This is a genomic window from Pelagibius sp. 7325 (assembly GCF_037652055.1).
GTDB lineage: Bacteria > Pseudomonadota > Alphaproteobacteria > Kiloniellales > Kiloniellaceae > Pelagibius.
The window spans coordinates 65,186-79,827 of record NZ_JBBKAH010000015.1; the positions used below are offsets into that span (position 1 = coordinate 65,186).

The window sequence follows — 14,642 nt, forward strand, 5'->3', positions numbered from 1 at the left end:
GAATTTACCCAACAGTTGTTGAATACATTGGTTTTTGAATGATTAATTGCAAATAATTTGGATTTTATTTAAATTTATATAAAGTAATATATTAATTTGTATACGATATTTATTGCGAATCCATTTAGCGTGGGTAACTCTTTAGTCACCATGTCCAGAACAACTTCAAAACCGGCGGCAGTTATGCTCGTGATTGTCGCCCAGGCAGCGCTCTTCGGGGTGCTGGCCTGGCGCGCCGATCTGCCGTCGCTGGCCGCCGCGCTGGCCCTGACCACCGCCGCGCTGGTGATGCTGGTTTCCCGCGTCTACCGCCAGCAGGCCGAAACCAGCGACAGCGAGCGGCGCTTCCGCAGCCTGATCGAGCAGTCGCACAACGGCGTCGCCATCCACCGCGACGGCGTGGTGCTCTTTGCCAATGACGCCATGGCGAAGGTTCTGGGCTTCGCCCGCGGTGCCGATCTGGTCGGCCGTTCGCTGCTCGACTTCATCCCGCAGGACCCGCGCCACGAGGACGGTGCGCCCTGGTGGGAAGCCGGGTCCGGCGAGGCGGGTTCGAAGCCGCTGCGCTGGCAGGCGCGCACCGCCGACGCGCGGCGCATTCCGGTCGACATTCTGTCACAGCCGGTGGACTGGCAGGGCGTCCAGGCGGTGCGTTCCATTGTCAACGACGTGACCGAACAGGTCGTCCTGGCGGAGCGCCAGCGCCGGCAGACCGCCATTCTCTCCGCCGTCAACGACGCCCACGCGATCTACCTGGACGAGACGCGGGCGCGGAAGTCCTTCGACCAGCTGCTCGCCAAGATCCTGCAGATCAGCCGCTGCCAGCACGGCGTGATCGCCGAGAACGTCCACGACGGCACCCGCCGGACGGCGGTGCGCATCCTGGCGGTTTCTCACGAGGCGCTCGTTTCCAACCGCCTGGAAGACCTGCTCGGCGCGCGGGCGCTGACCGGCGAGACGGGCCTCGCCAAGCCGCAGGCCGAGGCGCCCAAGGCCGCTGCCGTTGGCGGCATCGCCCTCGCCAATGCCCTGCACTTGCCGCTGAAGCTGGACGATGAGGTGCTGGGCCGCATCGTGCTGGCCAACCGCGCCGGTGGCTTCAGCGAGGCGCTGGTCGACGAGCTATCGCCGGTCATTCACGCGATCACCCGCATCGTTGCCGACTACCGCTCGGTGCGCCGGCGCGAAGCCGCCGAGCATGCTTCCGCGCTGAAGTCGGCCTTCCTCGCCCATGTGAACCACGAGCTGCGCACGCCGCTGTCCGGCGTCATCGCCAACCTGGAACTGTTGTGCGACACCGGTCTCTCGGCCGACCAGCGCGAGCTGGTCGACGCCTCGATGAGCGCCGGGCGCGGCCTCTTGAGCGTGATCGGCAACACCCTCGATCTCACCAAGATCGAATCCGAGGAACTGGCGCTCGACCCGACGGAGTTCGACCTTCTTGCCGTGGTGGAGAGCATCCGCTCGATCTACCACGCCGCTGCAAAGACGAAACATCTCGCGCTCACCAGCACGGTCGCGACCGAGATTCCCGGCCGCGTCATCGCCGACGAGATGCGGTTGCGCCAGATCCTTTCAAACCTGCTGAACAACGCGGTGAAGTTCACCCACAAGGGCCATATCAGCCTGTCCGTGGCGGCGGAGAAGATCGACGATCGCTCGGCCTGGCTGCATTTCGCGGTGGAGGATACCGGCATCGGCTTCGAGCCGGAGCAGGCCGAGACGCTCTTCACGCCGTTCCGCCAGGCCTCGACGTCCATCGCGCGCGACTTCGGCGGCACCGGCCTCGGCCTCGCCATCGCCCGCGAGCTTACCGTGCTGCACGGCGGCGAGATCCGCTGCAGCTCGCGGCCGCACGAAGGCAGCCGTTTCCTGGTCAGCCTGCCGGTGACGGTGACCCAGTGGACGGGCGGCGCCCCCGCGGCCCCGCGCGACGCGGCCGCCGATGCCGACAGCGATATCAGCCGCTTCCCGGCGGGCGCGGCCCCGCGCGTTCTCGTCGTCGACGACCAGGCGATGAACCGGCGGGTGCTGGAGCGCCAGCTGGAGCGCTTGAACATCGACTGCGATCTGGCCGACGACGGCCGCCAGGCGCTCGACCTGCTAACGCGCCGACGCTACGACATCGTCATCGCCGACTGCGCCATGCCGGTGATGGACGGCCTGGAAATGACACGGCAGCTGCGCGCGGCGGAGGCCGCGGCGGGCCGAGCGCGCACCACCGTCATCGCCCTCACCGCCAACGCGATCACCGGCGCGGCACAGGACTGCCATGCCGCCGGCATGGACGCGTTTCTGACCAAACCGCTGAAGCTGGCCGAGCTGCATGCCGTGCTGCGGCAGTGGCATCAGGATGGCGCGCCGACGGCGGCCGTCGCGCCTGCCGCGCCGGCGCCGAACGACCGGGCGGCGAGCGACAGGACGCCGATCGACCGGCCCCCTATCGACCGGGCCGACCTGGCGCGCATTCTCGGCGACGACGATCCCGCCCAGCTGGACCGCATCATCGACGCGTTCCACCGCAGCTGGCAGGAATCGCTCGCCGCCATCGAGGAGCTGCTGGAACGACAGGACGCGGCGGGCCTGGCCGAGGCGGCCCACGCCGCCAAGGGCATCGCCCAATACGGCGCTGCGGGGCGGCTCGCCGCCGCCGCGGGCGAACTGGAGGCCCTGGCCCGGGACGAAAACTGGACGCAGGCGGCGGCGAGCGTCCGGTATCTGAAGAGTGAGACACGCCGCCTGGAGGCTTTCCTGACCACGTCAGGACTGATGGGACATGAACAACTCAAGACCGCATAACGCCATCCTGATCGCCGACGACCAGGCGTTCATCCGTTCGCTGCTGGTATCGATGCTGCGCGACCTCGGCTACAAGCCGGTGGAGGCCATCGACGGCCACCAGGCCATGCAGCAGCTGGTCCTGCGCCCGCGCGCCCTGATCCTGGATCACCGCATGGCCGGGCTCACGGGCCTGGAGATCCTGCGCGCGGTGCGCGCCGGCCATACCGGCCTGTCGCGCGCCCTGCCGATTCTCATGCTGACCGGCCATGCCGACGAGCACATCGTGCGCGTCGCCGGCGAGCTCGACGTCTCCGCCCTGCTGACCAAGCCGGTCTCCAAGGCGCAGCTGCGCCAGCGGCTGGACAGCGCGCTGAAGCGCAGCCCGCAGCTGAAAGCCCCGACGTTCTACGATGCGGTCGAGGTGCTGCCCGCCGAATGCGGCGCCCAGGCGCGCACCTCCAGCAACGCCTGGATCCTGCGCGACACGATCTTCCCGCCCGAGGTGCCCTTCACGCCCCACCCGCGGGCCGCCAAGACCAAGCGGCGCGGGACGCCCGGCGACGAGCTGCACTACAGCCGCATAGAGCCCGGCATGGTGGTCTCGCAGGACGTCTACAGCGACGGCGGCCGCCTGCTGCTGGCCGCCGGCACCGCGCTTACGGAGAAGTCGATCCAGCGCCTCAGCAAGCTCTGCGAGGACAGCCCGAAGCTGCGCTACCTGAACGTCCAGCCGGCGAAGAAGGCGGAGATCTACGCCGCGGTAAACGGCCAGGAACCGAAAGAGGCATGAGCTTTCCTCCTAGACAATCGGCGCCTCGCCGGCCAGCTCGGAGGTGAGGCCGCGCTCGTAGGCCGCTTCCGGCTCGAAGTCGTCAAGCGAGCGGGCGACGATCTGCGTGCCTTCGTGGCGCGCGATGTGGAACAGGGCATCGCCCTCGTGCACCAGCGGGATGTTGCTGCGCCCGATCACCACGCCGCTGACACTGGCGCGCACCTCGACCTCGTTCTCCCCGAAGGCATCGGAGATGACGCCCAGCAGCTGGCCCTCGCTCACCGCACTGCCCAGCGCGGTGGCCGAGCGCAACAGACCGCTGTGCGCCGCGCGCACCCACTTGCTGGAGCGGATGACCAGCGGCTTCACGCGCCGGGTCTTGCGCGACGACGGTGCCAGCATCTCCAGCTGGCGCATGACGCGCACCACGCCCTTCACGCCGGCGCGGATGCTGTTCTCGTCGAAGCGCAGCGCCTCGCCCGCCTCGTAGACGATCACCGGCACCGAGAGCTCCGCGGCGGCCTCGCGCAGGCTGCCCTCGCGAAAGCCGGTGTTGATCACGAAAGGCACGCCGAAAGCCTGGGCCAGGCGCTCGCCCTCCGGGTCGTCGAGGTTGACGCGCACCTGCGGGAAGTTGTCGCGGTGGATCGCGGCGGTGTGCAGGTCGATGCCGTGGCTCGACTTGGCGACGATCTCGTCGAGGAAGAGGCGCGCCAGGCGCCCGGCGAGCGAGCCCTGCGGCGAGCCGGGGAAGCTGCGGTTGAGGTCGCGGCGGTCCGGCAGGTAGCGCGACTGCGAGAGAAAGCCCAGCACATTGACGATGGGCACCGCGATGAGGCTGCCCTGCAGGCGCTTCAGCGCCGAGAGCCTCAACAGCCTGCGAATGATCTCGACGCCGTTGATCTCGTCGCCGTGCAGGGCGGCGCAGACGAACAGCGTCGGCCCGGCGCGGCGCCCGCGCACCACGTGGATCGGCATGGTGATGGGCGTGTGGGTCGAAAGGTCGGTGACCGGCAGGTCGATGGTCCGCCGCTCACCCGGCATCACCGCCACGCCGCCGATGACGAGCGGCTTCTTCTGGAGCTTCCCGGATTTGCCGCCCTCCGAAGGCGCGGTTGCGGACTTCTTGCGGCCGCGCTTGTGCGCCCGGGAAAGGGATTCGAGCTTGGACATCCTGCGATCGCCGCCACCGGCCGGCGGGCACCCCATGCGCCCCGCGTCGGCCGGCCCCCGAGTCTCGCCTTTTGCGGCCCGGATATCAACAGGGCACGAAGCGGGCTAACCCCGCCCGCGGGTCTGCGTCTTGTTGGGTTTCGCGTGTTTCTCCAGAAAGCCGATGATGGCGCCGGCGACGTCCTTGCCGGTCGCCTTCTCGACCCCTTCCAGGCCCGGGGAGGAATTCACCTCCATCACGACGGGGCCATGGTTCGAGCGCAGCATGTCGACGCCGCAGACGTTGAGGCCCATGATCTTCGCCGCGCGCACCGCGGTGGAACGCTCCTCCGGCGTGATCTTCACCGCTTGCGCGGAGCCGCCGCGGTGCAGGTTGGAGCGGAACTCGCCTTCCGATCCCTTGCGCATCATCGAGGCGACGACCTTGTCGCCGACCACCAGGCAGCGGATGTCGGAACCGCCGGACTCCTTGATGAACTCCTGCACCAGGATGTTCGCCTTCAGCCCGCCGAAGGCCTGGATCATGCTCTTGGCCGCCCCCGTCGTCTCGCCCAGCACCACGCCGATCCCTTGCGTGCCCTCCAGCAGCTTGATGACCACCGGCGCGCCGCCCAGCATCTCGACGATATCGTCGGCCCGGCTGGTCGAATGGGCGAAGACCGTCACCGGCAGGCCGATGCCCTTGCGCGCCAGCAACTGGTGGCTGCGCAGCTTGTCGCGCGAGCGGCTGATGGCCACCGATTCATTCAGCGGATAGACGCCCATCATCTCGAACTGGCGCAGCACCGCGGTACCGAAGAAGGTCACCGAGGCACCGATACGCGGGATCACGGCATCGAAGTCACCCAGCTTCTCGCCGCGGTAATACATCTCCGGGCGATGCGAGGCGATGTGGATATAGACCCGCATGGTGTCGATCACCTCGATCTCGTGGCCGCGATCTTCGGCGGCCTCGATCAATCGCTGGTGGGAGTAGAGGCTCGGGTTGCGTGCCATCAACGCGATTCTCATACCGGCCTCGCTTTCTTTTTCAGTTTCACTTTGCGCGCCGTCTTCTGACCTGAAGATTTGCCCGAAAGCCTGCCCGAGATCTTACCCGAGATCTTACCCGAGATCTTATACGAACCGCCGGGATCGACCACGAAACGCTTCCTCAGCGCGCCGCGGCCCAGCAGCATGCGAAAACCCATCTCGTCGCGATTCGTCAGCGTCATCTCGATGGGCCAGACCGCTTCGCCCAGCTTCACGGCCGTCTCGATGACATAGCGGCGCTCACGCTCCCCGTTCGAGGAGGTCACGATACGCTCGTCGATAACCGGCGCCTCGCAGCGCACCTCCGGCTGGCGGCGACGCTGAACCGGATGCAACAGGAAACGAACGTATTTCTTGCCATTTCGCTCAAAAGGCCAAATTTCGAAGGCGTGGATCGCCGAAGTGCGCGCGCCGGTATCGATCTTCACCTTGATTCTGTCAACACCCAGTTCCGGCAAGCCGACCCATTCGCGCCAGCCGACGACGGGGCGCTCGCGCTTGACCTTTTTCATCGGCGCAGACCGCCCCGATTCGCCGGCAGGAGAACAGGGATTTCCCCTGGCTTGGCTGCCCCGTCCCCCTTCAGCCGACCCCGCAATGGCCTTGCTCCCCTGCTCTATCCCTTACGACCGGACGCCGCCTGCCGTGCAACCGGCGCACGCCGCGATCCCAGCATAAGCATTCTTGGCGGCGGCCTGTCAAAACTGCAGTTTCCGCGATGTCCGCCGGAAAGCAGGGTCTGGCGGTTCACATCGGATTGACTGTCCCTCCACCCCGTCCCCTGAGGACTTCTCGGAACCCGGCAGCAGCAAGCCCGTTATCCCTAGGACACAGAAAGGCCGTGCCGGTGGCGGTACGGTCACCATTGTTCTGCGCGAAAGGACCCCCGATGCCCAGCCAAACCCAAGCCAGCCGAACCCAAGCCAGTCAGGCGGAACTCGACAGGAACGCCTACGAGGCGCCGGCTGACGTGCTTGCCGATACCACCCTCAGCGACGCGCAGAAGCGCCGCATCCTGGAAAGCTGGGAGCGTGACGCGCGCGAACTGGCCGTCGCGGAGGATGAGAACATGGGCGGCGGCGAACCCAACGACCTGGACCGCGTGCTGCAGGCGCTCGCCGAATTGCCCGCGCCGCCAGAACGCCCGCGCGGCCCGGCGACGATGCACGGCAGTCAGCCCACGCCCACTGCTGCGCGCTCTGCTTCCCCCTCTGCTTCGGCGCCGCTCTCTGCCGGCTCTTCCTCTTCTCCCGCCGCGGAAACCGGCGGGCCGACGCTCAGCGGCGGCGAGGCGCGCCAGGGTGAAATCATCCTGAAGACCCGCACGCGCCAGGCGATCTTCATCGCCGGCCTGGTCGCCGCCGCCGTGATCGGCGTCCTGGGATTCTACATCGCCTGGCCGGTCGGCAGCTAATCGTCGTCACCGGGAAGCAGCCGGGCCTCCACCTTGCCCAGCAGATACAGTACCACCAGCGCCAGCAGCGTGCCGATAACCGCGATGATGTAGAAGCCGCCGCCGCAGGCAAGGCCGATCGCCCCGGCCAGCCACATGCTGGCGCCGGTGGTGAGGCCCTGCACGGTGCCGCCGGATTGGATGATGGTGCCGGCGGCCAGGAAGGCGACGCCGGCGGTGACCGCCTCGATGATGCGGATCGCGTCGCTGCGCGGTTCCGCCATCAGTTCGTTCATTTCGAAGAAGATCTCGAAGGTGATGAGGGTGAAGATCGCCGCCGCCAGGGAGACCAGTATATGCGTGCGCAGGCCGGCGGCCTTCTGGCGCAGTTCGCGGTCGAGCCCCAGGGTGCCGCCGAAGACGATCGCCAGGGTGAGCCGGCTGACGATCTCGAGAACGGGGGTATTCGTCTGCAGCAGATGGGGGGAAATGGCGTCGAACATAGGGGTTCCGCGCTGGCAGCCTTATCGAAGGCAATGTTCGGCGGGGCCCGAAAGTTCCCGGCGAGGTCGGTTGAAAAGGATCTCGCCGGCTGCTGAAGAAGGCCTGACGGCCTGATTGACCTCGTGCTTCGAGACGCACGCTCCCGCGTGCTCCTCAGCATGAGGTCAATCTTTTCAAACTCCACCCTCATCCTGAGGCAGGCGCGTCAGCGCCGTCTCGAAGGATGGGCCACGGGTCGGGTGCCCGTTTTCAGCAGTCCGCTAGCTGTTGAAGACCAGCAGGGTGGTGCCGCCCAGGTAGATCAGCAGGATCAACAGGCTCTCGAAGCCGATGTTGGCAAAGCCGTATTTCTCCCGCCGCAGCAGGCCGAGCATCAGGATGGCCGCCATCAGCACGGTGAGCACGATCAGGAAATCCGGGCGATCGGAGCCGGCGTGGTAGATCGAGCCCGGCCGGTAGGCGATGTCGGAGGCCGCGACCAGGATGACGTCGAAGGTATTGCCGCCGATGATGCCGCCGACCGCCAGGGTCAGCGCGCCGCGGCGCACCGCCGCGATCGTCGTCACCAGTTCCGGCAAGGAGGTCGAGACGGCGGTCAGCAGCGCGCCGACCACGGTCTGGGAGAGGCCGGTCTTCTGCGCGATGGCGATGCCGGACTGTCCCAGTGCGTAGCCGGCGAAGCCGACGACGACCAGCAGCAAGGCGAAGCGCAGCACCAGCATGCGCAGAGGCCGCCCGCCGCCCTGCGGCTCGGCCGGCACATCGGCACGGGTTTCCTCGGTCTGCTTCGCGCCCCACAGCGGCTCGCGCTGAGTCTGCGAGGCGAGGCGAACGCCGAAGACGTAGGCGATGAGGATGACGAAGCTTGCCGGATGGCAGCCGAGGATGGTCCAGGGCGGCATCTGACCGGCAAGCAGGGGAATGCTGAGCAGCGCGATGAGCAGCGCGCCCTGGGTGAGGTTGGTCAGCGAGGCGGCGGCGTGCTCCAGGTTCGCGCGGCGGTAGGTGATGTCGGCAACCGCCAGGAAGGCCGTCTGCACGGCGATGCCGCCCACCGCATTGCTGAGCGCGAGGTCGGGAAAGCCCTGCGCGGCCGTCGACACCGACGTGATGAAGCCGGACAGCGATGTGCTGGCACCCAGCAGCACGCCGCCGGTGATCGCTTCGCCGAAGCCGGTGCGGTCGGCGAGGCGGTCGGCCACCTGGGCCATCACCGTGCCCGCCGCGGCGATGACCACGACGGCGACGGTGAAGACCGCCAGCGCGGCCCACAGCGGTTGAGCGACCAGATCCATAAATGCTCCCTGCTCTCGGCGTCCCTGCGGGATCTCGACCTGCCCCGCCTCGATGCGCGGGTTCAAGATGCCAAGACCGGGCGCGGATGCAAAGAGCGGATCGGCGGAAACGATCCTGGGAACCGCATCGCCCCGCCGTACGTTGCTCTCTTGTGTACTTTACCTCGCAAGGAACGAGGAGAACCGTCATGTCGACGACTTATCACAGCGGCTCCGCCTATCAGGCGCCGACGGCGCAACCGCCGGATGCCGCGCTGAACCACGCCCTGCGCACCAAGTGGCGCAAGCGGCTGTTCGCCTTCTGGATCGCCGGCTCAGCGGTGGTCGCGGCCTATCTCATGATCGGCGGACCGCTCACCCCCTTTACCGGCTTGAACGATCCCCACATCGCCTTGGTCGTGGTGCCTTTCATGCTGCTGATGCTGATCAGCGGCTTGGCCTGGCTGATCCTGCTGGTACGCTCGCGGCGCTGAAAGCAACTCGCGCTTCGGTAGGAGCTCACAGTTCGATTCCAACCTCATCCTGAGGAGGCGCGCCAATGCCGTCTCGAAGGATGGGCCGGAGCACGGCCGTAGCCGCCTGCTACCCTTGCATCTCCGCAATGCTGGCGCGGAAACGGAGGGCGGCGAAGGCAAAGAACAGCGCGCCGATGCCGCCCACCAGGGCGAACTGCGGCCAGACGATCTCGATCCCGGCATCGCGGAAGAGAATGGCCTGGGCGAAGGACACGAAGTGCTTGGAGGGCACCGCTTCCATGATCGTCTGCAGCCATTCGGGCTGGCTTTCGATCGGCGTCTGGCCGCCGGACAGCAGGTTCATGGGCAGCGCTACCAGCATGAACAGAAGCCCGAACTGCGGCATGGAGCGCGCGAGCGTGGCGAGGAAAATGCCCAGCGCCGTCGCGAAGAAGAGATAGAAAACCAGACCGAGGAAGAACAGGCTGCGCGAGCCCGCCACCGGCACCTGCAGCAGCGTTTCCACCACCAGCAGCAGGCAGAGGGCAACGGCGACCAGGATGACCAGCCCGTTGGCCCAGACCTTCGCCATCATGATCTCGAACGGCGTCAGCGGCATGACCAGCAGGTGCTCGATGGTGCCGTGCTCGCGCTCGCGGATGAGGGCGGCGCCGGTCAGCACGATGGACAGCATGGTGACGTTGTTGATCACCTGCATGATGCTGGTAAACCAGGAACTCTCGATGTTCGGGTTGAAGGCATAGCGCGCCTCCAGCTCGACGGCGGTCCGAACCTGCCCGCTGCCGCGCAGGAACGTCGCGATCTCCTGGCTGATGATCGACTGGATGTAGCCGTCGCCGATACCCGCCTGCATCATCGCCGTCGCGTCGATGTTGACTTGCAGCGCCGGGGCCCGCCCGGCCAGCACGTCAGCCTCGAAGTTCGGTGGAATCACCACGACGAAGGTGTAGTCGCCGAAATCCATGCCCGGATCGATCCCAGCGAAGCTGATCACCTGTGGCTCCTGGAAGAAGGGCGGCAGAAATGCCTGCTGGATGCGCCGGGACAGCTGCGACCTGTCCTCGTCGACGATGGCGATGGCGGCGTTGCGCAGGTCGTGCGACATGCCGGTGGCGGCGGTGTAGATCGACAGCGAGAAGGCCCAGGCCACCAGCGCCAGCAGCACCACATCGCGGCGCAGGCTGAATAGCTCCTTCACCCCCAGGTTAAAGATGTTCTTGAGGCTGCCCACGGTCAGCGCTCCTGCTTTTTCAGAAGCAGCAGACTGACCGTCGTCAGGACCGGAAAGAACAGCGCGAGCGACAGGAAACTGTCGCGCAGCTCGGCGAAGCCGAGCGCCTTGGTGAAGGTCCCCACGCAGATGGTCATGAAATAGCCGGCGGGAAAGCCCTTGCCGATCAGCGCCGCGCCGCCTTCCAGAGACGACACCGGCTGCATCATGCCGGAGAACAGCACGGAGGGCACCATGGTGAGGATCGCGGTTCCGAACAGCGCCGCGATCTGCGTGCGCGTGAAGGAAGAGACCAGCAGGCCGACCCCCGTGGTCGCGATGACGTACAAGAAGGCGCCGAAGCTGAGCGCAAGGAAGCTGCCCTTGACCGGCACCCCGAAGAGGAAGACGGCCAAAGCCGCCATCATCAGAAAGTTCACCATGCCGATGACGACGTAGGGCAGCTGCTTGCCGAGCAGAAATTCCAGCCGGCTCACCGGCGTCACGTAGAGGTTGGTGATCGAGCCCAGCTCCTTCTCGCGCACCACCCCCAGCGCCATGAGGATGGCCGGGATGAAGACCAGCATGATGACGATGTTCGCCGGCACCATGGCGTTGACGCTCTCGAAATTCTGGTTGTAGCGGTAGCGCGACTGGATCTCGGCCGGCAGGGCCGGCAAGGCGAGGTCCGGCGCACGCTGCGCCAGGTCCGCGAGATAGCCGCGGTGCAGGCCTTCCAGGTAGCCGCGCACGGTTTCCGCGCGGAACGGCATGGAGCCGTCGATCCAGGCGGCGACCTCCGGACGCCGCGCCCGCAGCAGATTCTTGCCGAAGTCCGGCGGGATCTCGACCGCCAGGGTGATCTCGCCCGACTGCAGGCGGCGGTCCATCTCCGCGTAGCTGCCGATCGGCGCGCGCTCTTCGAAGTAGCGCGAGCCGGCAAAGCTCTCCAGGTAGCGCCGGCTCTCCGGCGTCCTGTCCCGGTCGAAGGCGGCGTAGGTGAGGTTTTCCACGTCGAAGGTGATGCCGTAGCCGAAGACCAGCAGCAGCAAGGCCGTGCCGCCCAGCGCGAAGGCAAGGCGGATGGTATCACGCAGCAGCTCCATGGCTTCGCGCCGGCTGTAGGCCAGTAGGCGGCGCGGGCTGAAGCCGAAAGCGGCGCGGCGCGGCGCGGCGCCGCCGTCCTCCTGCGCCAGCCGAACCGGCTTCGCGCCGTTCGCCGCCTCCCCGCTTTCCCCCGTTACCCCCTCCAGAGTCGCCTCTTCCAGGTAGGCGATGAAGGCGTCTTCCAGGCTGTCGGCATGGCGCGCGGCCGTCAGCGCCTCGGGTGTGTCGCTGGCCAGCACCTTGCCGGCATGCATCAGGGAAATGCGGTCGCAGCGCAGTGCCTCGGTCATGAAGTGGGTGGAGATAAAGATGGTGACACCCTGGTTGCGCGAGAGATCGACCAGCAGTTCCCAGAAGCCGTCGCGAGCCAACGGGTCGACGCCGGAGGTCGGCTCGTCGAGAATCAGGATTTCCGGCTTGTGGATCACCGCGACCGCCAGCGACAGCCGCTGGCGCACGCCCAGCGGCAGGTCGCCGGTGAGTTCCTCGGCGTAGTGCGCCAGGCCGAAGCGCGTCATCAGTTCCTCGACGCGCGCGGGAATTTCTCCGGCCGGCAGGTGGAACAGGCGGGCGTGCAGCAGCAGGTTGTGCGCCACCGTAAGCTCGCCGTAAAGCGAGAAGGATTGCGACATGTAGCCGACGCGCTTGCGCGCGGCGATGTCCTGGGAACGCGTCCGCTCGCCGAACAGCCAGGCCTCGCCCTCGCTGGGCGGCAGCAGGCCGGTCAGCATCTTCATGGTCGTCGTCTTGCCGCAGCCGTTGGAGCCGAGGAAGCCGAAGATCTCGCCGCGCGCGATCTCGAAGCTGACGTTGTCGACCGCGGTGAAGTCGCCGAAACGGCGGGTGAGATTCTCCGCCTTGATGGCAGGGGCGCCGTCGTGCCGGGGCGGCGGCGGGATCTCGAGCTTGCGATGACCCTCGCGCCTTTCCGGCGGCAGCAGGGCGATGTAGGCCTCCTCCAGGGTGTCGGCCTGCTGCGCCCGCTTGATCTCCGCCGGGCTGCCGGTGGCCAGCACCTTGCCGTCGTTGATCACCACCAGGTTGTCGAAGCCCTCGGCCTCGTTCATGTAGGCGGTGGCGACCAGGACCGCCATCTCCGGCCGCTCGGCGCGGATGCGGGCGATCAGTTCCCAGAACTGGCGGCGCGAGAGCGGGTCGACGCCGGTGGTCGGCTCGTCGAGGATCAGCAGGGCCGGATCGTGGATCAGGGCGCAGCAGAGGCCCAGCTTCTGCTTCATGCCGCCCGACAGCTTGCCGGCACGGCGGTTGGGAAAGGGATCGAGGCCGGTGCTCTTCAGCAGCGAGTCGATGCGGCGGCGCCGTTCCTTCGCGTCCTGTCCGAAGAGGCGTCCGAAGAAGTGCAGGTTCTCGGCGACCGTCAGGTCCATGTAGAGGTTCTTGCCGAGGCCCTGCGGCATATAGGCGATGCGCGGCTGCACCGCTTCGCGGTGGCGCCGCGCGCCCATGTCGCCGCCCAGCGCCTCGACACGGCCCTCCTGGATCACGCGCGCCCCGGCGATCAGCGCCAGCAGGGTCGACTTGCCGACGCCGTCCGGCCCGATGAAGCCGGTCATGCGGCCGGCCGGCAATTCCAGGGAGACCGCCTCCAGCGCCGTCGTCTTGCCGTAGCGGTGGGTGACGGCCTCCAGCCGCGCGGCCGGAACTCCCTCCCCCGGCCCCGGGGTCATTGCCCGGCGGCCGGCGGCAGGTTGACGGCGAAGCGCTCCGGCCAGGCGCTGCCGCCGCCCAGCATCACGTAAGCCTCGCCGGGCAGGCCGGTGCGCACCTTCTCGATGTGCTCGCTCAGCAGCGTCGGCGCGATCTTCACCTTCACCCGGAACATCAGCTTCTCGCGCTCGCTGCGGGTTTCCACCTCGCGCGGCGTGAACTGCGCCTCGGCGGAGATGAACGACACCGTGGCCGGGATAACGTACTGCGGCACCGCGTCCAGCAGGATGCGCGCCTCGCTGCCGACCAGCAGGCGGCCGATCTCGGCCGTCGGCAGGAAGATGGTCATGTAGACGTCGGTCAGATCCAGCAGCGTGACCACCCGCCCGCCGCTCGCCAGCACCTCGCCCGGCTCGGCCAGGCGATACTGCACCCGGCCCGCGCGCGGCGCGGCCAGCGTGGAGTCGGCGATCTGCGTCTCGATACGCTCGGCCTGCGCCCTGGCGGCTTCGACCGCCGCCTGGGTGCTGGCAAGCCTCGCCCGCGCGGCATCCAGCGCTGCCTGCGCGGTCTCACGGTCGGTGCGCTTCTGGTCGGCCTGCTGCTGGGAGATGTGCCCCTTCTTCACCAGGGTATCGGCGCGCTCCAGCTCCTGCTCGGCGAACTTCAGCTCGCTCTCGCGCTGGATGATCTGTGCGCGTGCCTCGACGACGTTCTCCCGGGCCTGGGCGATGCTCGCCTTGGCGGCGGCCAGTTCGGCGCGCAGCTCGCTGGTGTCCATGCGGGCCAGCACCTGGCCGGCCTCGACCATGTCGCCCTCGTTCACCAGCACCTCGGCGACGCGGCCCGCGTACTTGGTGGCGACATGGACCTCTTCCGCCTCGATGCGGCCGTTGCCGCTAGCGATGAAGTCGGGCAGGTCGTTCTGGTGATCGCGCCACCAGAGCGTGCCGGCCGCGCCGGCCGCCACCAGCACGACGGCGGCCAAGAGAAGCAAAGAACGCTTTTTCATCCAGGGCCCCTTCCGACCGGCAACACGCGGCGACCCTACAACGCCGCGCCGCGGCCCGCAACGCGGCTCCCCGCAGTGCAGCCTTGCACCGCGGACAGAGTTTCAGCCCGCGAGGACGAGTTTGATGAGGTAGCCGACGGCGCCCAGCGTCAGCACGCCGGCCGCCCACAGCGCGACGAACCACAGCAGGCGGCGCAGTTCCTTCTTCACGCCAGCCTC

At 67.4% G+C, this 14,642-nt stretch carries 13 protein-coding genes; 4 read left to right on the forward strand and 9 right to left on the reverse strand.

Annotated elements, in window-relative coordinates; translation table 11 throughout:
* Nucleotides 1-183: 183 nt before the first annotated feature.
* Nucleotides 184-2,799: an ATP-binding protein gene (locus WDC82_RS24450; RefSeq protein WP_340120063.1), complete on the forward strand. Its 2,616-nt coding sequence runs from the start codon at nucleotides 184-186 to the stop codon at nucleotides 2,797-2,799.
* Complete coding sequence (locus WDC82_RS24455; protein WP_340120064.1) at nucleotides 2,777-3,571, forward strand: response regulator; 795 nt, start codon at nucleotides 2,777-2,779, stop codon at nucleotides 3,569-3,571. Before WDC82_RS24450 ends, WDC82_RS24455 begins: the two co-directional genes overlap by 23 nt.
* A 9-nt stretch (nucleotides 3,572-3,580) precedes the next feature.
* Here the strand turns inward: WDC82_RS24455 and WDC82_RS24460 are convergent, their stop codons facing one another.
* The 3 genes from WDC82_RS24460 to WDC82_RS24470 form a co-directional block, all read right to left on the reverse strand.
* A complete protein-coding gene (locus WDC82_RS24460) occupies nucleotides 3,581-4,726 on the reverse strand; it encodes a succinylglutamate desuccinylase/aspartoacylase family protein (RefSeq protein WP_340120065.1) in 1,146 nt (381 codons plus the stop codon).
* Between the two features lie 105 nt (nucleotides 4,727-4,831).
* Entirely contained in the window at nucleotides 4,832-5,737 is a 906-nt protein-coding gene (gene rimK / locus WDC82_RS24465) for a 30S ribosomal protein S6--L-glutamate ligase (protein WP_367576136.1), read from the reverse strand.
* Nucleotides 5,734-6,270: an ATP-dependent zinc protease gene (locus WDC82_RS24470; RefSeq protein ID WP_340120068.1), complete on the reverse strand. Its 537-nt coding sequence runs from the start codon at nucleotides 6,268-6,270 to the stop codon at nucleotides 5,734-5,736. The genes rimK and WDC82_RS24470 overlap by 4 nt, the downstream gene beginning before the upstream one ends.
* 377 nt (nucleotides 6,271-6,647) lie before the next feature.
* Between WDC82_RS24470 and WDC82_RS24475 the strand changes: the two genes are divergently transcribed.
* A complete protein-coding gene (locus WDC82_RS24475) occupies nucleotides 6,648-7,172 on the forward strand; it encodes a hypothetical protein (protein ID WP_340120069.1) in 525 nt (174 codons plus the stop codon).
* Here the strand turns inward: WDC82_RS24475 and WDC82_RS24480 are convergent.
* Both WDC82_RS24480 and WDC82_RS24485 read right to left on the reverse strand, forming a co-directional pair.
* On the reverse strand, nucleotides 7,169-7,654 hold the full coding sequence (locus WDC82_RS24480; protein WP_340120070.1) for an MgtC/SapB family protein: 486 nt from the start codon (nucleotides 7,652-7,654) through the stop codon (nucleotides 7,169-7,171). The genes WDC82_RS24475 and WDC82_RS24480 overlap by 4 nt on opposite strands.
* Before the next feature lie 261 nt (nucleotides 7,655-7,915).
* Nucleotides 7,916-8,950, reverse strand: a complete 1,035-nt coding sequence (locus tag WDC82_RS24485) for a sodium:calcium antiporter (protein WP_340120071.1) — start codon at nucleotides 8,948-8,950, stop codon at nucleotides 7,916-7,918.
* 188 nt (nucleotides 8,951-9,138) lie between these two features.
* On the opposite strand from WDC82_RS24485, the gene WDC82_RS24490 reads away from it, so the two are divergent.
* The gene (locus tag WDC82_RS24490; protein ID WP_340120072.1) at nucleotides 9,139-9,423 is read left to right on the forward strand and encodes a hypothetical protein; all 285 of its coding nucleotides are present in this window, start codon (nucleotides 9,139-9,141) and stop codon (nucleotides 9,421-9,423) included.
* 109 nt (nucleotides 9,424-9,532) lie between these two features.
* Here WDC82_RS24490 and WDC82_RS24495 read toward each other — a convergent pair whose 3' ends face one another.
* The 4 genes from WDC82_RS24495 to WDC82_RS24510 all read right to left on the reverse strand — a co-directional run bounded on the left by WDC82_RS24495 (nucleotide 9,533) and on the right by WDC82_RS24510 (nucleotide 14,633).
* On the reverse strand, nucleotides 9,533-10,663 hold the full coding sequence (locus tag WDC82_RS24495; protein ID WP_340120137.1) for an ABC transporter permease: 1,131 nt from the start codon (nucleotides 10,661-10,663) through the stop codon (nucleotides 9,533-9,535).
* Nucleotides 10,660-13,431, reverse strand: a complete 2,772-nt coding sequence (rbbA, locus tag WDC82_RS24500; protein WP_340120073.1) for a ribosome-associated ATPase/putative transporter RbbA — start codon at nucleotides 13,429-13,431, stop codon at nucleotides 10,660-10,662. The genes WDC82_RS24495 and rbbA overlap by 4 nt, the downstream gene beginning before the upstream one ends.
* On the reverse strand, nucleotides 13,428-14,423 hold the full coding sequence (locus WDC82_RS24505) for an HlyD family efflux transporter periplasmic adaptor subunit (protein ID WP_340120074.1): 996 nt from the start codon (nucleotides 14,421-14,423) through the stop codon (nucleotides 13,428-13,430). The genes rbbA and WDC82_RS24505 overlap by 4 nt, the downstream gene beginning before the upstream one ends.
* 102 nt (nucleotides 14,424-14,525) lie before the next feature.
* Nucleotides 14,526-14,633, reverse strand: a complete 108-nt coding sequence (locus WDC82_RS24510; RefSeq protein ID WP_340120075.1) for a DUF2474 family protein — start codon at nucleotides 14,631-14,633, stop codon at nucleotides 14,526-14,528.
* Between the last annotated feature and the right edge of the window lie 9 nt (nucleotides 14,634-14,642).